Source organism: Stenotrophomonas sp. NRRL B-14846, assembly GCF_050473585.1.
In the GTDB taxonomy this organism is placed as follows: Bacteria; Pseudomonadota; Gammaproteobacteria; order Xanthomonadales; family Xanthomonadaceae; genus Stenotrophomonas.
This window is the reverse complement of the sequence record NZ_JBFLUN010000022.1, coordinates 1755875-1780170: the sequence shown is the minus strand read 5'-3', so window position 1 is coordinate 1780170 and position 24296 is coordinate 1755875. Positions and strand designations below refer to the sequence as shown.

The following is a 24296-nucleotide window of genomic DNA, read 5'->3' as shown; positions in this document are numbered from 1 at the left end:
GTCCGGGTGGAAGCTTCCCCTACTGATGACTTGGACGCCTCAAATGTACGCTCCCAAGCTGCTCCCAGTCGTGATGCTGTCAATCGCACTTTCTGGTTGCATGGAAGTTGCCAGCACCGAGTATGCAGACCGCAATCAAGCCGTCTCAAGACAAGCAATCGGTGAATCGAAGTGGTTGCCTTCATGGTTGCCTGAGGACGCGGTCAACATACGCGAATCGCACGACATGGACACAAATGAATCGTGGCTGGTTTTCCGCCTAACCAGCGGGATTCTTGCTTTGCCCGAAGACTGCAGGCTAGTGAGCAGGCCGGAGATGTCCGACGCGCGAGTCATGCGGAGATTTCCTCAGTTTGCCCGCAACGCGTGGTCGCGAGCGTCAAGCTATGGCGGCAAGTTCTATCTGTGTCCGGAGGGTAATGTTGGTCGCTGGGTCATGCAAGATGAAGAGTTGGGCCTTGTTTACAGTGGAATAAAATTCTAGGTGGATGGGCGGTCTCACCTGGCAAGCGAAATGCGTGAGTGGCAATTGGCGACCTCAAGGCTCTTGGGGCGCGTGGCCGTGGTGACGACTGTGTGGGAGAAATTCTAGGGTATCGGCTCCGTCGTCTATGGTGGCTGTAGGGCAGGCGGTAAGTAGAGGCGAATGGAATTAAAAGACAGTCTGAGAGAAAGAGTGGCGCTGCCGCCAAGTTGGCGGCGCCCGGATTCGGTCGCCCGGTCGTATGCGCCTGAAGGGTTCCAGTAGATGAATGAGGATTTCAACGCGCTCGAATGGTGTGACGCCACGTTGCTGACCATCAACATCGACAGAAGCAATCCTGGCGTATGCGATGAGGTAAAGGTGCAGGTGCGCTGGCCGGATGGCCGGCAGGCAACCGTTTGCTTCTCGGAAGCGTACGGGTGCTCGGCGCTCATGAACTTCGGCATGCTGGGTGAAGAGGGAATCGAGTTCGCCAGGGTCGACGATGACGAGCCGGGACTCGCCGATCTTCTTGATCGTTGGAAGGCGGTCGGCTATCCGCTATCCGGCGTGAAGTGTTTCCACATCGAAACCAGTTCGACTGGAAGCATCATTCTTATCTACGCCAAGTCATGGTGGATCGAGCATCTGCCGATGGCGGATGCAGTGCCCTGAAGGACATCCCGTGCCCCGATTCCTCACCCCCGACGAGGTCTTCCTCATCCACAGGCTGCTGCCTGAGACGACCGAGTCGTCCTACGTGCTTGGTTTCGTGATTCTTGCTCCGGCGGTGCCGTTGGCCGCCACACTCTACATATTGGGGCGTCGATGATGGTGAAGCTCCTGACAGCACTACTTCTGATTGGAGTCGGACTTGGATTCTCTGGCGGCGCATGGGCTGTAGGAAAGCGGCCCTTCAGGATGATCCAGTTCTGCGTGCATGACCAAGAGGGCTTGAGGCGGCTCAAGCAGATCCTCAGCTCTATCGCCAAGGACGAAGGAATGCAGTTCTTTGATGGCAGCGCTGAATTGGATCGCCAGCTTGCCAGGGCAAAGGTGGACATGAAGCGCCCCGTCGTCTACGTCGGAGTGAAGCGGGAAGACGGCTCTGGACTGGAGGCGGGGAACCTCGGATTGGATCGCTTCGAGATAGCTATCGGCTTCTCTGAAGGGAAGATGCCCGCCGAGGCACGGTCATTCTCTGTTCGCCTCGAGCGCACCTTGGCCGAGCGCTGGAATGTACTCACGGTTCCTCCGGACAAGGGCGCTGCGCCGACGGCGTGTCGCGCGGGAGGCGATCCTCGCTGAATGGCGTTGCAGATGGCCTTCACCCTTCGGGCTGCAACCGTCCCATCGCCTGCGCGCACAACGACTGGCAGGCCATGACCAACGCCTCCATCACCCGGTCGCCCACGTACTCTTCGGGTTCGGCGTTCTGTCGGGGGCGTTCCGCCGCCAGCAGCATTTCCAGCACAACCCGCAACCCGCTCAACGCGCAATCGGCGTCGGCCAGGGCCAGGCAGCGGCCGGGCAGTTGATGCCGCTCCGGCCAGGGTTGGCCATCGGCCGCCGCACCGGAGCCGATGCGGTTGAGGTTGGCAATGAAGGTGTTCCTGTCCACTGCAGGCGGTGCCGCGATAGGCATGCAGATGGGGGAAGTCGGTTTCGTTCATGGCAAGGCTCCGTGCAGGGCAATCGGTACGCACTGGCCCGGTCCAGGTCTACTCTGCGAGGCCCGCCCCGCCCCGGCACGGATACGTTGCGCACTTGTGGCGCGGTACTGGGTTGTGCAACGTATCGGCTCAGTGCAGTAACACATCAAGGGGAAGGTGATGCGCTTGATTCTGGCAGTGGTTCTGGCGGTGCTGGCAAGCCCTGCGGCGGCGCTGGAGGCGGCAACCCCGGCGCAGTTCGACAGCTACGTGGTGCACGACCCGGCGCTGGGTGAGATCGGTTGGCACATCGACAACGTGAACGCCAGCAGCAAAGGGCCGCTGGTGGTATGGCTGCCAGGCTCAGGTGCATTCCCGCACTTCCAGCGTTTCAGCGACGGCAGCCAGGGAACCAGTTTTCCCCGCGATCTCTTCGCATTTCGCGACCGCGCGCATTTCCTGCTGGTGGACAAGCCCGGGATTCCGTTCTCTGCTGATATGCGGCTGGACGAGGCAACAGGAAGACCTGTGCAGCTGGATGGGCCCCTCTATCGAGCAGGACTTGCGCGCGACAATCTGATCGCGCGCACGGTGAAGGCCATTGCAGCCGCACGCCGCACGCTGGGGGCCAGGGTCGATCAGGTCGTGATCATGGGCGGGTCCGAGGGAGCGCAATATGTCTTTGCGGTGGCAGGCCTGGTACACGCGGACAAGGCTGTAGGGTGGGGCGGACTGGCCTTGCCGCAGTACCAGGACTTCATCATCGAGCAGCGGCTGCGTGCCGAACGGGGCGAGATCACCCGCGCCGAAGCGCAGGCCGCCGTCGAGGAGGTCTTCGCGGCCATCAAGGCGATCCATGCCAATCCGCTCGGTCTGGAGCAACAGTTCATGGGCGAGACCAACCGGCGCTGGTCCGGGTTCGGTGCGCATGCCGTGGTGGACGACATGCTGGCACTGAAGATTCCGCTGCTGTTGGTGCAGGGCGGTGACGATGACAAGGCCCCAATCATCAACACCGATTTTGCGATGGTGGCGTTCCTGTCGCGTGGTCGCAGCAACCTTGACTACTGGGTCTATCCGGAGGCCGACCACGGGATGCGGGTGACTGATTCAGCCCGTCCGGGCAAGCGCATCTCGATCGCACCGGAGATCTGGTCGCGTGTCTGGACGTGGGTGACGAAGAAGTCCTGAGCGGGTGACGGTGGCGGCACGCCTGCGGATGACAGACAAATGAAGTACGAGGCAGCGCGATACCTCTGCCCTTTTGGCCGTCGCGTCGCACTGCCTTACACGTCCACCTGCAACCGCCCCACCGCCCGCGTGCACCACAACTGGCAGGCCATGACCAATCCCTCCATCACGCGGTCGCCCACGTACTGCTCAGATTCGCCGTTCTGGCGCGTGCGTTCGGCCGCCAGCAGCATTTCCAGCACTATGCGCAATCAGTGTCGGCGAGACGAGGGTTTGGCAACGCGCGGGCAGTCGACGCCGTTCGATGGTGATTGCCCCTTCGTGGAGGGCTCAGCCGAACGGCTCAGTTCATCAGTGACTCGCCTCAGTGGCCATTCGGATGTCCTGAAGCGTCTTGAACCGGGGCTTGTCGAGATATGGCTCTGGCCTGCTACTGCCATCGGGATAGTAAAAGATGGTTTCACTGCCCTCGCGTTTCATCTTGGGTTGCACCGAGAGGGTCAGAAATCCGGGATGGAAAATGGGTTCGAAGTGGATGGCGCGTGCGTTAGGTGCCCGATACTTGATGTATATGTCTGCATCCGTCGTCAGGTTGATGGTCTTTCGATGTCCGCCGATAAACCACTCCATCAGCCATGGATAATAGTCCTGCTTTACTGAAAGGACGCCTTCAGCGCTGAGGATTGGTTCGGCGTTGGGGCCTCCATGTGCGGAATCTGTCTCATCAAACATTGCAACGACATTGCCTCCCATGCCAAACCTCACATCATCTCCAAATCTGGATGGATCTCCGTACTTGACTCCAAAGGTGACGTTGCTGAGTTTCCAGCGGCACGCGCCGCCGCCATTGACTGCCACTGTGGCCTCGTAAACATTCGTTCCTGGGCGGCGCACAGGCTGAAGCTCAAGTCCCGCATAGCTGTCTCGTGTACGTTTTTCCCAGTCCAGCGTGGACCGATACGTCGTGGTGCATTTCGTCGAGCGGTAGATCACCTGCATGTTTTTAGCTGCAAGCTCCTCGGGGACCTTGACGGTCACTTTGACTGTGCCAGCCTCCGGCTTGGGTGAAAGTGCTTGATTCCGGGTAAGGTGGCAGCCGCTCAGAAGCAGGAGGGCGAGGGTTGCTGCTGGCATTGGAAGACTCATCTGCTTGAGTCGGGGCATGCTGACTCCTTCTGAATGCTGACGGTGCCATCGGTGTCCTCTTTCAAGCAGAATGTCGCTTCGTAGATTGCGGTAGGCATGTACCAGAGAATCGGAATTCTCCGGACCATTCGAAAGTAGTAGATTGTGTTCAAACTCAAAGGAGAGTTCTCTCTGCCGCCTTCGGCTGGATCATGCTGGTAGCCGTCAGGCATTGAACCGTATGAAATGCAATTGCCAGGCCTGAGTTTCATCGGATCGGCGCCGTCCTTCAGCTCGATGGCCCACCTTCCAGCTTGGAGTGCGTGGGACTCCATCATCATCACGTAGGACACTGGGAACGGCCGCCGGGCTTTTTGCGGGAGGCAGATCGCAGGGATGCTTCCTATCAGCCTGACATCTGCCTCTTCTCGGGTCAGCTGATACGCCTGTGCGATGTGGGGGGTCGAGCAGCAACCAGCTGCGACGAGCAATGCAAAAGTGCTCTTGACAATCTTCATTGGTTTTTCGGCGTCTCCGTCTGCCCTACTCTGAGGGGGCGAGCCATTCAATTGCCCTGATCAGCCTTGCCAGCATGGTCGTGTCGTCAGAAGGATGGGGGCGCGCGCCAGTCTGGAGCAGCCATCGCAGGGCGGGTAAGGAGAAGGGCGTCGCATTTGTGCGGGCGAACGCCGGGGCGAAAAGGGGGCAGAGGCGACATCGATAGAGGCTACTGCTCACCCACCTGCAACCGCCCCACCGCCTGCGCGCACAACGACTGACAGGCCATGACCAACCCCTCCATCACCCGGTCGCCCACGTACTGCTCGGGTTCGCCGTTCTGCCGGGTGCGCTCCGCCGCCAGCAGCATTTCCAGCACCACCCGCAATCCACTCAACGCGCAATCGGCATCGGCGAGGGCCAGGCAGCGACCGGGCAGCTGATGCCGCTCCGGCCACGGCTGCCCATCAGCCGCCGCACCGGAGCCGATACGGTTGAGATTGGCAATGAAGGTGTTCCTGTCCACTGCGGGCGCGGCCTGTGGCGAACCGTCGTCGTGGGCGGTGCTGCGGTAGGCGTGCAGATGGGGGAAGTCCGATTCGTTCATGGCAAGGCTCCGTGCAGGGCAATCGGTAGCCGCCACCCATAAAAGTGGCAGGCGGTGCATGGTTCGAATCCGGGTTGGTCCCAAGCCGGTGGGCGCGAACGCCCCCACGCACCGCCCGCCATAGCCGGCAGACGGATTGCCAGCCGGCGCCACGGAATGTGGACGCCGACTGGCAAGCGCAATCACTCAGGACCAACTCGGGATTCGAAACCCGGCCACCCTTTTCCGGTGGCACGCCATCTGAGCCCCTGTCGCTGAGCAATGCCAATCAGAAGAGTTGCAAACATCACTCGATTGGAGACGCTTTCGGCATTCTCCCACGCTGTTAAGCACTGCCAGCGCGGGCTGGCGTGGTGATCCGCCCGCACCGTGCAATCTGCGACAGGTGTCGAGGTTGGGGGAGGGAAGGGCGCGGGTGGGGAGGGGCGATGGCGACAGGCTCCGCAGGGGCCTGAGTCGAGCATCGCTCGACTCTACAGACGCCAAAGCGTGACGTGCGACTCGGGTTGACGTTCCCAGCCACCAAGCGCAGGCTGGTCCGGCACGTTTCCTAACCAGAAGGAGACTTATGACCGCGACCGCTTCGCTGCACCCAACCCCCGACACTCAGGGCCGTTCCCGCCTCTGGAGTGTGTTCTGGCTGCAGGGCGTCATTCCCAGCAACATTCTGTGGGCGGTCGCCCTCTGGGCCCTGGCCAACCAGCGCACCCCGCTGCTGCTGGGGGTCTTTGCCGTGCTGCTGCTCTATACCGGCTGGATCATCCCGGCGGTCTGGCGGGCGGCGCCCACCGCGCGCACCCCCAACCTGGGCGTGGCCGCGCGCGGGCTGACCGTGGCCTGGGGGCTGAACACCGTGCTGGTGATCTTCTTCCTGACCCTGCAGTTGGTGGCTCAATAGAACTGAACAGGCTCGCCGCCCCGGTCGAAGGCGGCGAAGCGGCCGATCTGACCGTCATGGATGGCGTTGACCATCAGCTGCAGCGGGCGGGCGGCTTCGTCGCTATTGGGGGCGAAACCGGCGCGGCCATCCAGCGCCGCCACGAAGACCAGATCCCAGTCGATGCCGGTGGTGGTCGATTCGGTCGCCAGCGCCTGGAAGCTGGGCACCTCGGCCGGCAGCTTGTCCACGCACAGCACCGGCGACAGGGTGCCGCCCTCGCGGCGGTCATGCCGGTCGCGCTGGTCGCTGGTGGGCGATTCGGGCAGCTCGGCGCGCACGAATACGAACAGCAAGCGTTGCGGTTCAGCCTGCTGGCCTGCGGCGTGCAGCAGCTGCTGGAAATCGTTCATCATCATGAGGGTTGTCACACGCCCGCTGCACGGAAAGCCGCATGCTGCCATAACGCCTGCCGCGCGGGGCCGAAGACGATTGATTTAAGTCATGCACATGGAACTGACGGCCGCGTACTCTGGCAATCGTTCCAGCAGACGAGGGTTTCCGGGCCGTTCCGGGCACAGGCAAGACGGTGGAGCAACAAGGTGGACCAGCCATGAGCCAACTCACCGACGGTTTCGGACGCAGCTTTCCGTACCTGCGCCTGTCGTTGACCGAAGCCTGCAACTTCCGTTGCAGTTACTGCCTGCCCGACGGCTACCAGGCCGATGGCCGCCCGCGCTTCCTGCAGGTGGATGAAATCGCGCGCCTGGTGCGTGCGTTCGCCGCGCTGGGCATGAGCAAGATCCGCCTGACCGGCGGCGAGCCCAGCCTGCGCAAGGACCTGGACGAGATCATCGCCACCGTGGCGGCGGTGCCGGGCATCCGCAAGGTGGCCATCACCACCAATGGCACGCTGCTGCCGCGGCGCCTGCCGGGCTGGCACCGCGCCGGCCTGACCGCGCTGAACGTGAGCATGGACAGCCTGCAGCGCGAACGCTTCAGGACCATCACCGGGCACGACCGCCTGCCGGAGATCGAACAGGGCCTGGCGCTGGCGCAGGCGCTGGGCCTGCCGGCGATCAAGCTCAACGCGGTACTGCTGCGTGGCCTGAACGACGACGAGCTGCCGCAGTGGATGGACTACCTGCGCGACCGCCCCTTCAGCGTGCGCTTCATCGAACTGATGCGCACCGGCGACAACGAAGCCTATTTCCAGCGCCACCACCTGCGCGCCGACCTGGTGATCGAGCAGTTGCTCGCCGCTGGCTGGCACGAGCGTCAACGCGCGGCCGATGCCGGCCCGGCGCGCGAGTTCGGCCATCCCGACCATCGCGGCAGCATCGGCATCATTGCCCCGTATTCGCGTGACTTCTGCAAGGGCTGCAACCGCCTGCGGGTGACCGCCAAGGGCGACCTGCGGCTGTGCCTGTTCGGCGAGTTCGGCGTGCCGCTGCGCCCGCTGCTGCAGAGCGACGACGACCACGACGCGCTGCTGGCACGCATCACCACACAGCTTGGCCTGAAAGCGGCCGGGCATGGACTGCACCAGGGCCAGACCGGGCTGACCCCGCACCTGGCCTCCATCGGAGGATGAGCAACACGATGAGTGGGGAATTGAATGCGGCCTTCCACATGGCCGATGTCCGCGACAAGCGCATCACCCGCCGCCGCGCGGTGGCGGTGGGCGAGCTGCATGCCGGTCCGGTGGCCTATCCGCTGATCGTCGAGCGCCGCCTGCCCAAGGGCGATGCGCTGGTGATGGCCGAGATTGCCGGCCTGCAGGGCGCCAAGATGGCCTCGATGCTGATGCCGCTGTGCCACCCGCTGCCGCTGGAACTGGTGCAGGTGTTCTGCGCGCCGGTGCCGGAACGGCAGGCGATCCGCGTGTGGTGCGAGTGCGCCAGCGAGGCGCGCACCGGCGTGGAGATGGAAGCACTGGCCGGCGTCAACGCGGCGCTGCTGACCCTGTACGACCTGAGCAAGCCGGTGGAACCGGCGCTGCGCATCGAAGGCATCCGCCTGCTGTTCAAGGAAGGCGGCAAGCGCGGTGTGTGGCTGCACCCGGATGGCATGGACGATGCCGAGCGCGCGCGGTTCAAGCCGTGTGCGCCGAAGGGGCTGGAGGGCGCGGCCTGTGCAGTGATCACGCTGAGCGATCGCGCCAGCGAGGGCACCTATGAGGATGTGTCCGGCCCGACCCTGGTGACCGGCCTGAAAAAGCTGGGCGGTGAGGTCGTGGCCGCCGAGGTGTTGCCTGATGGCATCGAGCCATTGGCGGGCCGCCTGCAGGCGTTGGCTGCCGATGGCGTGCGCCTGTGCCTGTGCACCGGCGGTACCGGGCTGGGCCCGCGTGACCTGACCCCGGAGGCGCTGCGTTCCTTGAACGCGCGGCCGGTGCATGGCCTGGCGCAGATGGTGCGGGCACTGAGCGCACAGCACACGCCGATGGCCTGGCTGAGCCGCGCAGAGGTGGTGCAGCTGGGCAACATGCTGGTGTTCGCGCTGCCGGGCAGCCCGAAGGCGGCGGCGCAGTGCCTGGATATCCTGGCGCCGGTGCTGGGCCACGCCTTGGCGATGGTCGACGGTGGTGGCCACTGATGATTGCCTACAGCGAAGCCTTGCAGCACCTGCTGGATGCGGCCACGCCGCTGCCGGCCGAGCGCCTGCCGCTGCATGAGGCCGGCGGCCGCACTCTGGCCAGTGACATCATCAGTGAGCAGTCGCTGCCGCCGTTCGACAATTCTGCGATGGACGGTTTCGCGCTGCGCGCCAACGGCGCGACGTTCGAAGCCGGTACCGAATTTGCCGTGCAGGGCTGGCAGGCAGCCGGCGATGCCGGCGCCGAAGGCGGCGAGGGTGCCTGGGAAATCATGACCGGCGCGCGCATGCCGGTTGGGCTGGATACGGTGGTGCCGGTCGAGAACGTGGACGTCCTCGCCAGCGAGGAGGGACGCCCGACCCGCATCGCCTTGAAGGGCACGGTGAAGCCGGGCCAGAACGTGCGCCAGCGCGGCCAGGATGTGGGCGACGGCGAACGTGTGCTGCAGGCCGGGCAGGTGCTGGACATCAATGCGCGCACCCTGCTGCATGCCATCGGCGTGGGCCAGGTGGCGGTGGTGGCACGGCCGAAGGCGGCGGTGATCGCCACCGGCAAGGAGCTGGTGACCGAGGCGGCGCAGACGCTTGAGTCCGGCCAGATTCGCGACAGCAACCGGCCGTACCTGGTGGGCCGCCTGCAGGCCGCAGGTGCCGAGGTGGTCTGGCAGGGCACGGTGGGTGATGACGTGGCCGCGTTCAATGCGGTGCTGGATGAAGCGCTGGCTGCCGGCGCGCAGCTGCTGATCAGCACGGGCGCGGTGTCGGCCGGCCGCTACGATTTCGTTCCCGATGCACTGCGTGGCCGTGGTGCGCGCATCGTGTTCCACAAGGTGGCGATCCGCCCGGGCAAGCCGCTGCTGTTCGCGGTGCTGCCCAACGGCGCGCTGTATTTCGGCCTGCCCGGCAACCCTGTGTCGGCCGCCGTGGGCCAGCGCTTCTTCGTGGAGCCGGTGCTGCGCCGCCTGCTGGGGCTGGCACCGGAACCCGTGTTGCAGCTGCCGCTGCAGGCCGACGTGCGCAAGCCGCCGGGCCTGCGCTTCCACGCGCGGGCGCGGGTGGAAGTGGACGGTCAGGGGCGCCTGAGTGCGCGCGTGCTGTCCGGGCAGGAGTCGTTCCGTTTGAAGTCCATGCTGCAGGCCAACGCCTGGGTGGTACTGGAGGCCGAGGGAGACCTGGCCAACGCTGGCACCTACGTGCGCGTGCAGGGCTGGGGTCACCATGACCCGGTGCAGCTGGCGAGCCAGGAGTCATGATGAAACAGGTGAATCTGCAGTTGTTTGGCGCGTTTTCCGATCTGGATGCCAGCCGCGAGATCGCGGTGGAGGTGGCCGGTGGCACCGTGGCCGATCTGCGCCAGGCGCTGCGCGAGCTGCTGCCGGTGCGTTGGCCGGGTTTCCGCGCGGGCCTGCTGGATTATTCGGCGTTTGCCGACCAGCAGCGCGTGCTGCGTGACCACGAGGCGCTGCCCGATGACGGCCGGGTGGCGATCCTGCCGCCGGTGAGCGGGGGCTGAGTGATGAGCGAGAAGATCATCGCGAAGGTGGTGGACCGCGCGCAGGCGGCGATCGATCCAGTCGAAGGCATCGCTGCCGTCTCCGATCCGGGCTTCGGCGGCATCGACGTGTTCATCGGCAAGGTGCGCGACGTCAACATCGGCCGGCCGGTAACCGGGATCACCTACGACCTGTTCGAGCCGCTGGTGTTGAACGAGTTCAAGCGCCTGGCCGCCGAGGTCGAGGCGGCGTTCGGTCCGAAGCTGAAGCTGTATGTGGCCCATGCCAAGGGCCGGTTGGGCATTGGTGATGTGGCGGTGGTGGTGGCGGCGGGCAGCCCGCACCGTGACGAGGCGTTCCGCGCATGCCGGCAGTTGATCGAGGCGGTGAAGCACCAGTGCCCGATCTGGAAGCAGGAGCATTACGAGGACGGCGACAGCGAGTGGAGCGAAGGCTGCAGCCTGTGCCACGCGGACAACGAACCCGCACATGCCCATGACCATGCGCACGATCACGAGCATTGACCCCGCTGCAGCCACGCATGGCGTGGCTCTACTGCGGGGTGCCCGGGCGATGCCATGCGTGGATGCTTCTGCGGTGGATCCGGCCGACGCAGCCACGCATGGCGTGGCTCCACCACCGAATGTCTGGATGGCCGTGGGGTCCAGTAGATCCACGCCATGCGTGGATGTGGCCTTCCCGATGAATCCGGCCGGCGCAGCCACGCATGGCGTGGCTCTACTGCGATGAGCGTCAACGGCATCGTGCTGGCCGGCGGCCTGTCCAGCCGGATGGGCCGCGACAAGGCGCTGCTGCCGTGGCAGGGGCGCACGCTGCTGGAACACATGCGGGGCCTGTTGATGCAGGCTGGCGCACGCGAGGTCTGGGTCAGCGGAAATTATCCGGCGTTCGGCGGCGTGCCGGACCGCGTGGCACGTTGTGGGCCGCTTGGCGGGCTCTACAGCGTGGCGATGCGCATGCCCGATGGCCCGGCCTGGGTGGTGCCGGTGGACACACCGCTGCTGCCGCCGCGATTGCTGCAGCAATTGCGTGACGGCCATCGCGGTCCGTGCACGATCTTTTCCGATCACCCCCTGCCCATGCTGGTGGATATAGACGATGCTTGCCGCAACGTACTTGAATCGATGCTGGGTGATCCGGACGGCCCGCGCTCGCTGCATGCCCTGCAGTGTCGTCTTGGCGTGAATACCGTGGCCCTGGCGCCGGTTGACGAAGCCTGCCTGGTCAACTGCAATACCCCCGAACAATGGGAGGATGTTGCGTCATGAAAGTGCAGTTGCAGGACCAATCAGTACGGCTTCGCCTGGACGAGGCCGAACTGGCGCGCCTGCTGGCCGGTGAATCGGTCGAGAACATGACCCGCTTTGGCGGTATCGAGGGCTGGGGCATGGCGGTGTCGCTGCACGGCGGCGATCAACCGGTGCTGCTCGATGGTGGCACCTTCTGTCGCCTGGTACTGCCGCGCCTGGCCGTCGAGGCCTTGGCGGCGCGGCTGCCGTGCCGGGAGGGCCTGCCCTTCGACATTGCCCTGGAAGATGGCAGCCAGCTTCAGCTGCAGTTCGATGTGGACGTGCGCGACAGCGTGCGCCAGCGCGGGGTGACCCGCCGCACCACCGCTTCACCGGTTTGACATTTGTCAGGGGCACGGCGGAAACCGGTCCCTGATTGATCCAGATCAACCCCGTCGTTGTTGCTGCGCGGCCTAATGGCTGCATGACGACGGGTCACAACTTGAAACGCAGTACCCACGTCATTCCACAGCCTTGGAGCCATGTATGACCGTCGGTAGCGATCCTGTTGTCCGCAGCACTGCCCGTCCGGGTCGCGTCATCAGCGACTGGACGCCGGAAGATCCCGGCTACTGGGAGCGCACCGGCAAGCGGGTTGCCACCCGCAACCTGGTCATCTCGATCCCCTCGCTGCTGCTGGCCTTCTCGGTCTGGGTGCTGTTCTCGGCGGTGTCGATCAGCCTGCCGAAGATCGGCTTCAATTTCAGCACCGACCAGCTGTTCTGGCTGGTGGCGCTGCCCAGCCTGTCCGGCGCCACGCTGCGCATCTTCTATTCGTTCGTGATCCCGATCTTCGGCGGCCGCCGCTGGACTGCGCTGTCCACGGCCTCGCTGCTGGCGCCGACGCTCTGGCTCGGCTTTGCGGTACAAAACCCGGCCACGCCGTACGGGGTGTTCGTGGCCATTGCGATCCTGTGTGGCTTCGGTGGCGCGAACTTCTCATCGTCGATGTCCAACATCTCCTTCTTCTACCCCAAGCAGAAGCAGGGCCTGGCGCTGGGCCTGAACGCCGGCCTGGGCAATGTGGGCGTGTCGGTGGCGCAGGCGGTGATCCCGCTGGTCATCACCGTGGGCGTGTTCGGTGCGTTGGGTGGTGCACCGCAGCCCACGCTGGAGGGTGGGGCGCCGTTGTTCCTGCAGAACGCCGGCTTCATCTGGGTGCCGGCCATCGCGCTGTGCGCCATCGCGGCCTGGTTCGGCATGAACGACCTGACCAGCGCCCGCTCGTCGTTCTCCGAGCAGGCGGTGATCTTCCGCCGCAAGCACAACTGGCTGATGTGCTGGTTGTACATCGGCACCTTCGGTTCCTACATCGGCTTCTCTGCCGGCTTCCCGATGCTGGTGAAGAGCCAGTTCCCGGATGTGAACCCGCTGGCCTACGCCTTCATCGGCCCGCTGCTCGGTGCACTGATGCGCTCGGTGGGTGGCAGCATGGCCGACCGCTGGGGTGGCGCACGCCTGACCTTCTGGGTGTTCGCGCTGATGATCGCGGCCGTGTTCGGCGTGCTGCACTTCCTGCCCAGCGACGGCCAGGGCGGCAACTTCCATGGCTTCCTGCTCAGCTTCATGGCGCTGTTCGTGCTCAGTGGCATCGGCAACGGCACCACGTTCCGCATGATCCCGGTGATCTTCCGCACCCTGCATGAGCGCTGGTCGGCCAACGACAACGCCGAAGGCAAGGCCACGGCCGCGCACCAGGCCAGCATCGAGTCGGCCGCGGTGGTCGGTTTCTCCGGTGCGATCGGTGCCTATGGCGGCTTCTTCATTCCCAAGAGCTACGGCTCGTCCATCACCTTGACCGGCAGCCCCGACATGGCGCTGTACGGATTCGTTGTTTTCTACGTCACCTGCCTGGCCGTGACCTGGTGGTGGTACTACCGGCGCGGTGCCGAGACACCCTGCTGACGACATGAAAACGCACCGCAGCCAGATGACACACACAGCCACGATGCCGATGTCCGCAAAGGGAGACCCCCGATGAGTTATTTCCTCGATCGCTTGCAGTTCTTCAAGCGTGACCCCCAGACCTTTGCCGATGGCCACGGATTCGCCAAGAGCGAAGGCCGTGACTGGGAAAACAGTTACCGCGCCCGCTGGCAGTACGACAAGATCGTGCGTTCCACCCACGGCGTGAACTGCACGGGTTCGTGCAGCTGGAAGATCTACGTCAAGAACGGCCTGGTCACCTGGGAAACCCAGCAGACCGACTACCCGCGCACGCGCCCGGACCTGCCCAACCACGAACCGCGTGGCTGCCCGCGTGGCGCCAGCTATTCCTGGTACCTGTACAGCGCCAACCGGCTGAAGTACCCGCTGATCCGCGGCACGCTGCTGCGCCTGTGGCGCGAAGCCCGCAAGAGCAAGGCCCCGGTCGATGCCTGGGCCAGCATCGTGGAGGACAAGGAGAAGGCGCGTTCGTACAAGACCCGCCGCGGCATGGGCGGCTTCGTGCGCCTGCAGTGGGAAGAGGCCAACGAGATCATCGCCGCCTCCAACCTGTACACGGTGAAGCAGTATGGCCCGGACCGCGTGGTCGGCTTCTCGCCGATCCCGGCGATGTCGATGGTGTCCTACGCCGCCGGTGCGCGTTACCTGTCCCTGCTGGGCGGCGCCTGCCTGTCCTTCTATGACTGGTACTGCGACCTGCCGCCGGCCTCGCCGCAGATCTGGGGCGAGCAGACCGACGTGCCCGAATCGGCCGACTGGTACAACAGCCGCTACATCATCGCCTGGGGCTCGAACGTGCCGCAGACGCGTACGCCCGATGCGCACTTCTTCACCGAGGCGCGCTACAACGGCACCAAGACGGTGGCGATCTGCCCGGACTATTCCGAGCTGGCCAAGCTGACCGATCATTGGCTGCACCCGAAGCAGGGCACCGATGCGGCGCTGGCCTTCGCCTTCGGTCATGTGATCCTGCGCGAGTTCCACGTCGATTCGCCCTCGCAGTACTTCCAGGACTATTGCCGCCAGTACTCGGACATGCCGATGCTGGTGCGCCTGGAACGCCGCGACGACGGCCGCCTGGTACCGGGCCGCTTCCTGCGTGCCAGTGAACTGGGCGGGCTGGGTGAAGCCAACAACCCGGACTGGAAGACGCTGGCCTATGACGAGACCAGCGGCCAGATCGTGGTGCCCAACGGCTCGATCGGCTTCCGCTGGGGCGAGAAGGGCAAGTGGAACATCGAGGAGAAGGAAAGCAAGGGCGCCGATACACGCCTGCGCCTGAGCCTGTCCGATGGCCATGAGGGCATCGAAGCGGTGAGCTTCCCGTACTTCGGTGGCATCGAGACCGACGGGTGGACCGCGGCGCCGGCCGACGACGTGCTTGAGCGCAACATCCCGGTGCGTCGCCTGGCCCTGGCCGAGGGTGGCGAGACCCTGGTGGCCACGGTCTACGACCTGCTGCTGGCCCAGTACGGCGTGGACCGTGGCTTTGGCGGCGGCAACGTGGCATCGAGCTTCGACGACATGGTGCCGGGCACCCCAGCCTGGCAGGAGCGCATCACCGGCGTGTCGCGCGCCGAGGTGATCGAGATCGCCCGCGAGTTCGCGCGTACCGCCGACAAGACCCATGGCCGTTCGATGATCATCGTCGGCGCGGGCATGAACCACTGGTTCCACAACGACATGAACTACCGCGGCCTGATCAACATGCTGATCATGTGCGGTTGCGTGGGCCAGACCGGTGGTGGCTGGGCGCACTACGTGGGCCAGGAGAAGCTGCGCCCGCAGACCGGCTGGCAGCCGCTGGCGTTCGGCCTGGACTGGAGCCGCCCGCCGCGCCACATGAACGGCACCTCGTTCTTCTACTTCAACACCGGGCAGTGGCGCTACGAGAAGCTGCAGGTGGATGAGCTGCTGTCGCCGCTGGCCGACGCCAGCAAGTACAGCGGAAGCCTGGCCGACCTGAACCTGCGCGCGGTGCGCATGGGCTGGCTGCCCTGTGCGCCACAGCTGGACCGCAACCCGTTGCAGCTGGTACGCGAGGCGGACGCGGCGGGCGTTGCCCCGGCCGACTACGCGCTGGGCAAGTTCAAGGACGGCTCGCTGGACTTCGCCTTCGCCGATCCGGATGCACAGCAGAACCATCCGCGGATGATGTTCATCTGGCGCTCGAACCTGCTGGGTTCGTCGGGCAAGGGCCACGAGTACATGCTGCGGCACCTGCTCGGCACGCGCCATGGCCTGCAGGGCAAGGACCTGGGCGAGATGGGGGCGATCAAGCCGGAGGAAGTGACGTGGCGTGACGAGGCACCGGAAGGCAAGCTGGACCTGCTGGTCACGCTCGACTTCCGCATGTGCACCACCGCGCTGTACTCGGACATCGTGCTGCCGACCGCGACCTGGTACGAGAAGGACGACCTCAACACCTCGGACATGCACCCGTTCATCCACCCGCTGTCGAAGGCGGTGGACCCGGCATGGGAATCGCGCAGTGACTGGGAGATCTTCAAGGAGGTCGCCCGTACCGTGAGCGAGATGGCGCCCGGCGTGCTGGGCGTGGAGAAGGACCTGGTACTGGTGCCGACCCTGCACGACACTCCGAACGAGCTGGGCATGCCGTTCGGCGTGGCCGACTGGAAGAAGGGCGAATGCGAGGCCATCCCGGGCCAGACCATGCCGTCGATGACGGTGGTGGAGCGCGACTACCCGAACCTGTACCGCAAGTTCACCTCGCTGGGCCCGCTGCTGGACAAGCTGGGCAACGGCGGCAAGGGCATGAGCTGGGACACGAAGCACGAGGTCGAATTCCTCGGCAAGCTCAACCACACCGTGCACGACGAGGGCGTCAGCCACGGCCGCCCGGCCATTTCGACTGCGATCGACGCGGCCGAGGTGATCCTGCACCTGGCACCGGAAACCAATGGCCACGTGGCAGTGAAGGCGTGGGAATCGCTGGGTACCTTCACCGGCCGCGAGCACACCCACCTGGCGGTGGGCAAGGAGCACGAGGCGATCCGCTTCCGTGACATCCAGGCGCAGCCGCGCAAGATCATCTCCTCGCCGATCTGGTCGGGCCTCGAAGACGACAACGTCAGCTACAACGCCGGCTATACCAACGTGCACGAGCTGATTCCGTGGCGAACGGTGACCGGCCGCCAGCAGTTCTACCAGGACCACGAGTGGATGATCGACTTCGGCGAGGCCTTCATGGGCTACCGGCCGCCGGTCAACACGCGCACGGTGGAGCCGCTGCTGAACCAGCGCCCGAACGGCAACAAGGAGATCGTGCTGAACTGGATCACGCCGCACCAGAAGTGGGGCATCCACAGCACTTACAGCGACAACCTGATCATGCAGACACTGTCGCGCGGTGGCCCGATCGTGTGGATCAGCGAGGATGACGCGCGCAGTGCCGGCATCGTCGACAACGACTGGATCGAGCTGTTCAACGTGAACGGTGCGATTGCCGCGCGTGCGGTGGTCAGCCAGCGCGTGATGCCGGGCATGGCGATGATGTACCACGCCCAGGAACGCATCATCAACGTGCCGGGCTCGGAGATTTCCGGGACCCGCGGCGGCATCCACAACTCGGTGACCCGCATCGTGCTCAAGCCCACCCACATGATCGGCGGCTACGCGCAGCTGGCCTACGGTTTCAACTACTACGGCACCTGCGGCACCAACCGCGACGAGTTCGTGATCGTGCGCAAGATGGACAAGATCGATTGGCTGGACGATGAACAAGGAAGTTCGAGTGTCGCGGGCGCAGGACGCGCAGGAGCGACCGGCGAGGCCGTACCGGCCGCTGCCAAGGAGGTGGTGTGATGAAGGTCCGTGCACAGATCGCGATGGTGCTGAACCTGGACAAGTGCATCGGCTGCCATACCTGCTCGATCACCTGCAAGAACGTCTGGACCTCGCGCGAGGGCGTCGAGTACGCCTGGTTCAACAACGTGGAAACCAAGCCGGGCATCGGCTACCCGAAGGAATGGGAAAACCAGGACAAGTGGAACGGCGGCTGGGTGCGCACCCGCGCCGGCAAGCTGGTGCCGCGTGCCGGCGGCCGCTGGCGGATGCTGGCCAAGATCTTCGCCAATCCGGATCTGCCGCAGATCGACGACTACTACGAGCCGTTCGATTTCGACTACCAGAACCTGCACACCGCCAAGGACAGCCAGCACCAGCCCACCGCGCGGCCGCGGTCGCTGATCAGTGGCGAGCGCATGCAGAAGATCGAGTGGGGCCCCAACTGGGAGGAGATCCTCGGTTCGGAGTTCAGCAAGCGCTCGCGCGACTACAACTTCGACCAGGTGCAGAAGGAGATCTACGGCGCCTTCGAGAAGACCTTCATGATGTACCTGCCGCGCCTGTGCGAGCACTGCCTGAACCCGGCGTGCGTGTCGGCGTGCCCGTCGGGCGCGATCTACAAGCGCGAGGAAGACGGCATCGTGCTGATCGACCAGGACAAGTGCCGCGGTTGGCGCATGTGCGTGTCGGCGTGCCCGTACAAGAAGATCTACTACAACTGGAAGAGCGGCAAGTCGGAGAAGTGCATCTTCTGCTACCCGCGCATCGAGATGGGTGAGCCGACGGTGTGTTCGGAGACCTGCGTGGGCCGCATCCGCTATCTGGGCGTGATGCTGTACGACGCCGACCGCATCGCCGAGGCCGCCTCGGTGGCCGCCGAGAAGGACCTGTACCAGGCCCACCTGGACATCTTCCTGGACCCGAACGACCCGGCGGTGATCGCCGCCGCGCGCAAGGAAGGGATCCCGGACAGCTGGCTGGATGCGGCCAAGCAGTCGCCGGTGTACAAGCTGGCGATCGACTGGAAGCTGGCGCTGCCGCTGCACCCGGAATACCGGACGTTGCCGATGGTCTGGTACGTACCGCCGCTGTCGCCGATCCAGTCCGCGGCCGAGCGTGGCCGCGTGGGCATGAGCGGCGAGCTGCCGGACGTGGCTTCGCTGCGTATTCCGATGCGCTACCTGGCCAACCTGCTGACGGCCGGTGACGAGGCGCCGGTGGTGCGTGCGCTGGAACGGCTGATGGCCATGCGTGCCTGGCGCCGTGCCAAGAACGTGGACGGCGTGGAAGACACCGCAGTGCTGGAGCAGACCGGGCTGAGCATCGCCCAGGTGGAAGAGATGTACCGCTACCTGGCCATCGCCAACTACGAGGACCGTTTCGTGATTCCGACCGGCCACCGCGAGTACGCCAACGATGCCTTCGGCGAGCGCGGCGGCTGCGGCTTCACCTTCGGCAACGGCTGCAACGGTGACAGCCCGGCCGACCTGTTCGGTCAGCGCAAGAGCACCACCTTCGTGGTGGACAAGGGGCCGAACCACCGCCGCAAGGAGGTGGTGTGATGAGCGTGCTCAAGCTGGTCGGGGTGCTGCTGGACTACCCCCGTGAAGAACTGTGGCAGCACGGCGAGGAGCTGCTCGCCGCCTGCGACGACCCGGCGCTGAGCGCTGCCCGCCGCCAGCAGCTGCGCAGCTTCGTGCAGCAGCTGCTGGACACCGATGCGCTGGACGCACAGGCCGCATGGCTGGCCAGTTTCGACCGCGGCCGCTCGATGAGCCTGCTGTTGTTCGAACACATCCATGGCGAATCGCGCGACCGTGGCCAGGCCATGGTCGATCTGGTCGAAACCTACCGCCGCAACGGCTTCGAACTGGATGCGCGCGAGCTGCCGGACTACCTGCCGCTGCTGCTGGAGTTCCTGGCCCATCGCCCCGGCAGCGAGGCCCGCGAGTGGCTGCACCACATCGGCCATATCGCCGGGATGCTGGCGGCGCGTGCCGCCGAGCGTGAGCTGCCGCACCGGGTGCTGTTCGAGATCCTGGTCGAAGCCGGTGACGGCAAGGCCGATCTGCAGGCGCTGCGCCAGCGTGCCAGCGAAGAAGTCCGCGACGATACCGCCGAGGCCATGGACCGCTTGTGGGAGGAGGAGGCGGTGCGCTTCGGCGCCGAAGCCCCTGCCGAAGACTGCAAGCCGCCCGTGCGTTCGCCGGCCCGTCCTTCGCATCGAGAGGTCCAGCCATGAGTTACTCCCTGCATCAATTCGCCTTCCAGTACTACCCGTACATCGCCGTGGCGGTGCTGCTGATCGGCAGCTGGGCCCGCTATGACAAGGCCATGTACACCTGGCGCACCGGCTCCAGCCAGATGCTGTCGGACAAGGGCATGCGGATCGGCAGCAACTGCTTCCACATCGGCATCCTGGCCATCCTCGGCGGCCACCTGGTCGGCCTGCTGACCCCGCACGCGGTGTACGAGCACTTCATCACCTCGTCGCAGAAGCAGATGCTGGCGATGGTGGTCGGTGGTGTGTTCGGCGCGCTGTGCTTCATCGGCATCAGCATCCTGCTGGTACGCCGCCTGTTCAATGCGCGGGTACGGGCCACCGGCAGCTTCGGTGACACACTGGTGCTGGTGCTGCTGTTCGCCCAGCTGTGCCTGGGCCTGTACAGCATCCGCATCTCGTCCGGCCACCTGGACGGTGGGGTGATGGTGCAGCTGGCCGAATGGGCGCAGCACATCGTGACCTTCCGTGCCGGTGCCGCCGACTACATCGAGGGCGTCAGCTGGGTCTACAAGATGCACATCTTCCTGGGCCTGACCCTGTTCCTGATCGCGCCGTTCACCCGCCTGGTGCACGTGTGGAGCATTCCGATCAGCTATCTGTGGCGGCCCTACCAGGTGGTGCGCCGCCGCCAGGCCACGCTGCGCTACGGTCCGCGGGAGTAGACCATGGGCAGCCTGCCGAAATTCCTGCCGATCACCGTGATCGACTCCGCCGCACCGGTGCCTGCCGAGGCGCATTCGCATCACCACGACGCGGCAGAGCAGGGGCCGCGCTCGCTCGGGCAGCCGGCACCGTGCCGGCTGTTCGTGGACGAGACCGCGATCAGCGAGGCCGACATCGCCCGCGAGATGCAGCACCATCGGGCGATGCGCCCGGAACAGTCACGCGCCGAGGCGGCACGTGCACTGGTGGTGCGCGAGCTGCTGCGCCTGGAGGCGCAGCGGCTGGGCCTGCAGGCGCCGGAGGGCAACCGGGTCAGCGACGAGGAAGTGCTGATCCAGCAGCTGCTGGAAGACGCGATCGAAGACCGCGTGCCGACCGATGAAGACTGCCGCCGCTACTTCGAGCAGAACCCGGAGCGCTTCCGCTCCCCCGATCGCGTGCACCTGCGCCATATCCTGCTGGCCGCGCCGGCCGACGACGTGGCCGGGCGCTTCGCTGCACGTACCGAGGGCGAGCGGCTGGTTGGGCTGCTGAAGGAATCGCCGCACCTGTTCGCCGATTTCGCCCTGCGCCATTCACGCTGCCCGTCCAGCAGCGAAGGCGGTGACCTGGGCTGGCTGCAGCGTGGGCAGACCACGCCGGAGTTCGACCGACAGGTGTTCCGCCTGCGCGAAGGCCTGGCCGGTTTCCCGGTGGAATCGCGCTGGGGCTACCACGTGGTCTGCGTCGATGCCCGCGAGGAAGGCCTGCCGCAGCCGTTCGAGACGGTGCTGCCGCAGCTGCGTGACTACCTGGAGCTGCAGGTACGGCAGCGCGAGGTGCAGGCCTACCTGCTGCAGCTGCAGGAGCGCTACCCGGTGCGCGGGCTGGATGAGATCGAAGCCGAAGCGGATATCGGCTGACCCCCTTTGAACGAGGAGAATTCATGAACCAGGCCCTTGCCCCCGCCAGTGCCGGGCAGCAGCAACGTGCGCTGTGGCTGAGCACGTTCGCCTTCACCGTGTGCTTCGCGGTGTGGATGATCTTTTCGATCATCGGTATCCAGATCAGTCAACAGCTTGGGCTGAATGACACCCAGTTCGGCCTGCTGATCGCCACGCCGGTACTGACCGGTTCGGTCAGCCGGGTCTTCCTCGGCATCTGGTCCGACCAGTTCGGTGGCCGCAAGGTGATGGTGCTGGTGATGCTGTGTGGCGCCGTGGCCACCTGGATGCTGACCTATGCGCAGACCTACACCCAGTTCCTGATCGCCGCGCTGTGCGTGGGCATCGCCGGCGGCAACTTCTCGGTGGGCGTGGCCTACGTCTCGAAGTGGTTCCCGGCCAGCAAGCAGGGCACCGCGCTGGGCATCTTCGGTGCCGGCAACATCGGCTCGGCGGTGACCAAGCTGTTGGCGCCGCTGGTGATGGTGGCCGCGGGTTGGACCATGGTTGCCAAGGTCTGGGCGGTCGCGCTGGCGGTCACGGCGGTGCTGTTCTTCCTCTTCAGCAAGGAAGATCCGTCGCTGGAGCAGCGCCGCCGCGAGGGCGTGAAGCCGGTGCCGTTCGCCGAGCAGATGGCACCGCTGAAGAACCTGCAGGTGTGGCGGTTCTCGCTGTATTACTTCTTTGTATTCGGTGGCTTCGTGGCTCTGGCGCTGTGGCTGCCGCACTACCTGGTGGGCGCCTACGGCATGGACGTGGGCCACGCGGGCATGCTGGCGGCGTGCTACTCGATCCCGGCCAGCCTGTTCCGCGTGGTCGGTGGCTGGATGTCGGACCGGATGGGGGCGCGGCGGGTGATGTACTGGACCTTCGGCGTGTCGGCCATCTGCACCTTCCTGCTGGCCTACCCGGATACCGAGTACGTGGTGAAGGGCATCCATGGCCCGATCCATTTCCATCTGGCTATCGGCGTGGTGATGTTCACCGTGCTGGTGTTCGTGCTGGGCTTCTTCATGTCGCTGGGCAAGGCGGCGGTCTACAAGCACATTCCGGTGTACTACCCGCAGCACGTGGGTGCGGTGGGCGGTGTGGTCGGCATGATCGGCGGCCTGGGTGGCTTCATCCTGCCGATCGTGTTCGGGGCATTGAACGATGCCGTGGGCATCTGGAGCAGCTGTTTCATGCTGCTGTTCGTGCTGGTGGCGGCTGCACTGGCGTGGATGCACTTTGCGATACGCCGCATGGAACGCCGTCACTTCCCGCAGATCGACCGCGAGACCGACCTGCCTGAAGCCATCGATGCGGCCGCGGCCGAGCGGGTACGCGGCAGGTGAACGGGGTTGCCGGCCAGCGGCCGGCACTACCGGAACGGTGCGCGGTGGGTGGAGGGGGTTGCCGGCCAGCGGCCGGCACTACCGGGACGGTGCGCGGTGGGTGGAGGGGGTTGCCGGCCAGCGGCCGGCACTACCGGGACGGTGCGCGGTGGTTGGAGGGGGTTGCCGGCCAGCGGCCGGCACTACCGGGTAGCAGGTGAAAGGGTAGTGCCGGCCGCTGGCCGGCAGGAACCCATCGATGCGCCACGCTTGATTTCAATCAGGGCCACGCGAAGAGGAACGCCCGAAGATGTCTGCCATGAGCTTCCACGTCGATGAGAGTGAGGACACTGCGCTGCAGGCGGCATTGCTGCGGCAGCCCCGGCACGTGCTGTTTCCGCCGGCTGACCAGTTCAGTACCGGCTTTGGCGAAAGCGGCTGGCGTGCCGCCGTGCGCGCCAGCAACGAGCACCTGATCCCGCGTGGCTTGACGCTCGGCTTCCAGGCCGGCCGTGGTGGTCGCGACGTGCCGCCGCAGGCATATCTGGACACCTTGCTGCTGGCCCTGCAGCTGCAGGCCGATGCCTTGGCCGAGGACCGCGAAGTGGTGGCGATGGTGTTGCAGCTGGGCTTGGCCGAGACCTTGCCGCCGCCCCAGCTGGGCCAGCTGCTGGACGCCGTGCCGCAGCACCTGCGCACGGTAGCGCGGCCGCAGGTGGAAGTGCGGCTGGACGCCGGCAGCGCGCTGTCACCGGCGCAGCTGCGCGCGGTGGGCTGCACCCGCCTGAACGTGATCGACCGTGCCGATGCGCCGGGGCCGACCCTGCTGGCACAGGCGCGGCAGGTCGGCTTCACCGCGCGCTACTACCAGCTGCGCGTGCCCGCCAGTGAGGACATCGGCTTCATCGAGCGTCTGCATGAGGTGCTGGCCGAAGCGCCCGAGCGCATCCTGCTGCCGGCGCCTTGCGCGCTGCCGCAGCATCCGTCCGCCGCAAACTGGCTGCAGGCCTGGCGCCTGCTGCGCGCGGCAGGCTATGAAGCAATCGGTGGCGATCACTATCAACGCGGCGACCTGCCCAATCCGCATGGGCCCGGCGATGGCCAGCGCCACTGTGACCTGGCCGGCGTGCCGCGCCGTGATCGCAGTGACTTCATCGGCCTTGGCCTGTCTGCCTGCAGCCAGATCGGCGAGGTGTTCTACCGGCTGGAGGACGAGCTGGGCGAATGGCGGGCGCGATTGCAGTCCGGTCACATGGGCGTGGCCGCGGGCCTGATCCTGTCCGAGGACGAGCGGATGGCGGCCGAGGTGGCACAGAGCATCGCCTGCGATCACGCGCTCGATGCGGCCGCTTTCGAATGGCGCAACGATGAGCCGTTTGAGGAATGCTTCGCTGAGCAGCTGCCGGCGTTGTCGCCGTTGCTGGCACGCGGCTGGGCGCACTGGGATGCGCGCGTGCTGCGGCTGGCCGAAGAAGGACGGTTGCTGTGGCGTATGATGGCTGCATGCTTCCGGCCGGCGGCCGCCATCGCTTGAGTCCTGCCTCG

The 24296-nt window shown here is 65.5% G+C and carries 25 protein-coding genes and 1 pseudogene; 20 read left to right on the top strand and 6 right to left on the bottom strand.

Annotated features, from left to right (window positions below; genetic code table 11):
• Positions 1 to 43 precede the first annotated feature (43 nt).
• The 3 genes from AB1281_RS10435 (at position 44) to AB1281_RS10425 (ending at position 1771) form a co-directional block, all read left to right on the top strand.
• Entirely contained in the window at positions 44 to 484 is a 441-nt protein-coding gene (locus AB1281_RS10435) for a hypothetical protein (RefSeq protein WP_285303404.1), read from the top strand.
• Between the two features lie 264 nt (positions 485 to 748).
• Complete coding sequence (locus AB1281_RS10430) at positions 749 to 1138, top strand: hypothetical protein (RefSeq protein WP_285303403.1); 390 nt, start codon at positions 749 to 751, stop codon at positions 1136 to 1138.
• 156 nt (positions 1139 to 1294) lie between these two features.
• Complete coding sequence (locus AB1281_RS10425) at positions 1295 to 1771, top strand: hypothetical protein (RefSeq protein WP_430345835.1); 477 nt, start codon at positions 1295 to 1297, stop codon at positions 1769 to 1771.
• Positions 1772 to 1790: 19 nt separating this feature from the next.
• Here the strand turns inward: AB1281_RS10425 and AB1281_RS10420 are convergent.
• Positions 1791 to 2136 (bottom strand): annotated as a pseudogene (locus AB1281_RS10420) (hypothetical protein).
• A 159-nt stretch (positions 2137 to 2295) separates the two neighbouring features.
• Between AB1281_RS10420 and AB1281_RS10415 the strand changes: the two are divergent.
• Positions 2296 to 3306 carry an alpha/beta hydrolase family protein gene (locus tag AB1281_RS10415; RefSeq protein ID WP_430345834.1) on the top strand — a complete coding sequence of 337 codons (1011 nt, stop codon included), beginning with the start codon at positions 2296 to 2298 and terminating at the stop codon, positions 3304 to 3306.
• A 95-nt stretch (positions 3307 to 3401) separates the two neighbouring features.
• Here AB1281_RS10415 and AB1281_RS10410 read toward each other — a convergent pair whose 3' ends face one another.
• The 4 genes from AB1281_RS10410 to AB1281_RS10395 all read right to left on the bottom strand — a co-directional run bounded on the left by AB1281_RS10410 (position 3402) and on the right by AB1281_RS10395 (position 5536).
• Complete coding sequence (locus AB1281_RS10410; RefSeq protein WP_430347025.1) at positions 3402 to 3548, bottom strand: hypothetical protein; 147 nt, start codon at positions 3546 to 3548, stop codon at positions 3402 to 3404.
• A 109-nt stretch (positions 3549 to 3657) separates the two neighbouring features.
• Positions 3658 to 4470: a hypothetical protein gene (locus AB1281_RS10405; RefSeq protein ID WP_430345833.1), complete on the bottom strand. Its 813-nt coding sequence runs from the start codon at positions 4468 to 4470 to the stop codon at positions 3658 to 3660.
• A complete protein-coding gene (locus tag AB1281_RS10400) occupies positions 4449 to 4949 on the bottom strand; it encodes a hypothetical protein (protein WP_430345832.1) in 501 nt (166 codons plus the stop codon). The genes AB1281_RS10405 and AB1281_RS10400 overlap by 22 nt, the downstream gene beginning before the upstream one ends.
• 209 nt (positions 4950 to 5158) lie before the next feature.
• Positions 5159 to 5536, bottom strand: a complete 378-nt coding sequence (locus AB1281_RS10395; protein ID WP_430345831.1) for a hypothetical protein — start codon at positions 5534 to 5536, stop codon at positions 5159 to 5161.
• Between the two features lie 568 nt (positions 5537 to 6104).
• Between AB1281_RS10395 and AB1281_RS10390 the strand changes: the two genes are divergently transcribed.
• On the top strand, positions 6105 to 6434 hold the full coding sequence (locus AB1281_RS10390; RefSeq protein WP_430345830.1) for a hypothetical protein: 330 nt from the start codon (positions 6105 to 6107) through the stop codon (positions 6432 to 6434).
• Here the strand turns inward: AB1281_RS10390 and AB1281_RS10385 are convergent.
• A complete protein-coding gene (locus tag AB1281_RS10385; protein ID WP_075677990.1) occupies positions 6428 to 6832 on the bottom strand; it encodes a ribonucleotide reductase subunit alpha in 405 nt (134 codons plus the stop codon). The genes AB1281_RS10390 and AB1281_RS10385 overlap by 7 nt on opposite strands.
• 194 nt (positions 6833 to 7026) lie before the next feature.
• Between AB1281_RS10385 and moaA the strand changes: the two genes are divergently transcribed.
• From moaA to AB1281_RS10310, 15 genes are all read left to right on the top strand, one after another.
• Positions 7027 to 8007, top strand: a complete 981-nt coding sequence (gene moaA, locus AB1281_RS10380) for a GTP 3',8-cyclase MoaA (protein WP_430345829.1) — start codon at positions 7027 to 7029, stop codon at positions 8005 to 8007.
• 8 nt (positions 8008 to 8015) lie between these two features.
• Entirely contained in the window at positions 8016 to 9011 is a 996-nt protein-coding gene (moaCB, locus tag AB1281_RS10375; protein WP_430345828.1) for a bifunctional molybdenum cofactor biosynthesis protein MoaC/MoaB, read from the top strand.
• Positions 9011 to 10264 carry a molybdopterin molybdotransferase MoeA gene (locus AB1281_RS10370; RefSeq protein ID WP_430345827.1) on the top strand — a complete coding sequence of 418 codons (1254 nt, stop codon included), beginning with the start codon at positions 9011 to 9013 and terminating at the stop codon, positions 10262 to 10264. Before moaCB ends, AB1281_RS10370 begins: the two co-directional genes overlap by 1 nt.
• Positions 10264 to 10524 carry a MoaD/ThiS family protein gene (locus tag AB1281_RS10365; RefSeq protein ID WP_049401279.1) on the top strand — a complete coding sequence of 87 codons (261 nt, stop codon included), beginning with the start codon at positions 10264 to 10266 and terminating at the stop codon, positions 10522 to 10524. Before AB1281_RS10370 ends, AB1281_RS10365 begins: the two co-directional genes overlap by 1 nt.
• Positions 10525 to 10527: 3 nt before the next feature.
• A complete protein-coding gene (locus tag AB1281_RS10360) occupies positions 10528 to 11028 on the top strand; it encodes a molybdenum cofactor biosynthesis protein MoaE (RefSeq protein WP_430345826.1) in 501 nt (166 codons plus the stop codon).
• Positions 11029 to 11250: 222 nt separating this feature from the next.
• Positions 11251 to 11793: a molybdenum cofactor guanylyltransferase gene (gene mobA, locus AB1281_RS10355; protein ID WP_430345825.1), complete on the top strand. Its 543-nt coding sequence runs from the start codon at positions 11251 to 11253 to the stop codon at positions 11791 to 11793.
• Complete coding sequence (locus AB1281_RS10350) at positions 11790 to 12155, top strand: hypothetical protein (RefSeq protein ID WP_430345824.1); 366 nt, start codon at positions 11790 to 11792, stop codon at positions 12153 to 12155. The genes mobA and AB1281_RS10350 overlap by 4 nt, the downstream gene beginning before the upstream one ends.
• A gap of 145 nt (positions 12156 to 12300) precedes the next feature.
• Positions 12301 to 13719, top strand: coding sequence for a NarK family nitrate/nitrite MFS transporter (locus AB1281_RS10345; RefSeq protein ID WP_430345823.1), 1419 nt, complete (start codon positions 12301 to 12303; stop codon positions 13717 to 13719).
• A gap of 72 nt (positions 13720 to 13791) precedes the next feature.
• Positions 13792 to 17586 carry a nitrate reductase subunit alpha gene (locus AB1281_RS10340; RefSeq protein ID WP_430345822.1) on the top strand — a complete coding sequence of 1265 codons (3795 nt, stop codon included), beginning with the start codon at positions 13792 to 13794 and terminating at the stop codon, positions 17584 to 17586.
• The gene (gene narH, locus AB1281_RS10335; RefSeq protein ID WP_012511273.1) at positions 17586 to 19130 is read left to right on the top strand and encodes a nitrate reductase subunit beta; all 1545 of its coding nucleotides are present in this window, start codon (positions 17586 to 17588) and stop codon (positions 19128 to 19130) included. Before AB1281_RS10340 ends, narH begins: the two co-directional genes overlap by 1 nt.
• Complete coding sequence (gene narJ, locus AB1281_RS10330) at positions 19130 to 19810, top strand: nitrate reductase molybdenum cofactor assembly chaperone (protein WP_049444677.1); 681 nt, start codon at positions 19130 to 19132, stop codon at positions 19808 to 19810. Before narH ends, narJ begins: the two co-directional genes overlap by 1 nt.
• The gene (gene narI, locus AB1281_RS10325) at positions 19807 to 20514 is read left to right on the top strand and encodes a respiratory nitrate reductase subunit gamma (RefSeq protein WP_010485313.1); all 708 of its coding nucleotides are present in this window, start codon (positions 19807 to 19809) and stop codon (positions 20512 to 20514) included. The genes narJ and narI overlap by 4 nt, the downstream gene beginning before the upstream one ends.
• 3 nt (positions 20515 to 20517) lie before the next feature.
• Positions 20518 to 21417, top strand: coding sequence for a peptidylprolyl isomerase (locus AB1281_RS10320; RefSeq protein ID WP_430345821.1), 900 nt, complete (start codon positions 20518 to 20520; stop codon positions 21415 to 21417).
• A 23-nt stretch (positions 21418 to 21440) separates the two neighbouring features.
• Positions 21441 to 22772 (top strand): MFS transporter, encoded by a 1332-nt coding sequence (locus tag AB1281_RS10315; RefSeq protein ID WP_014037437.1) that lies wholly within the window; start codon positions 21441 to 21443, stop codon positions 22770 to 22772.
• Positions 22773 to 23070: 298 nt separating this feature from the next.
• Positions 23071 to 24285 carry a coproporphyrinogen III oxidase gene (locus AB1281_RS10310; RefSeq protein WP_430345820.1) on the top strand — a complete coding sequence of 405 codons (1215 nt, stop codon included), beginning with the start codon at positions 23071 to 23073 and terminating at the stop codon, positions 24283 to 24285.
• Positions 24286 to 24296 lie beyond the last annotated feature (11 nt).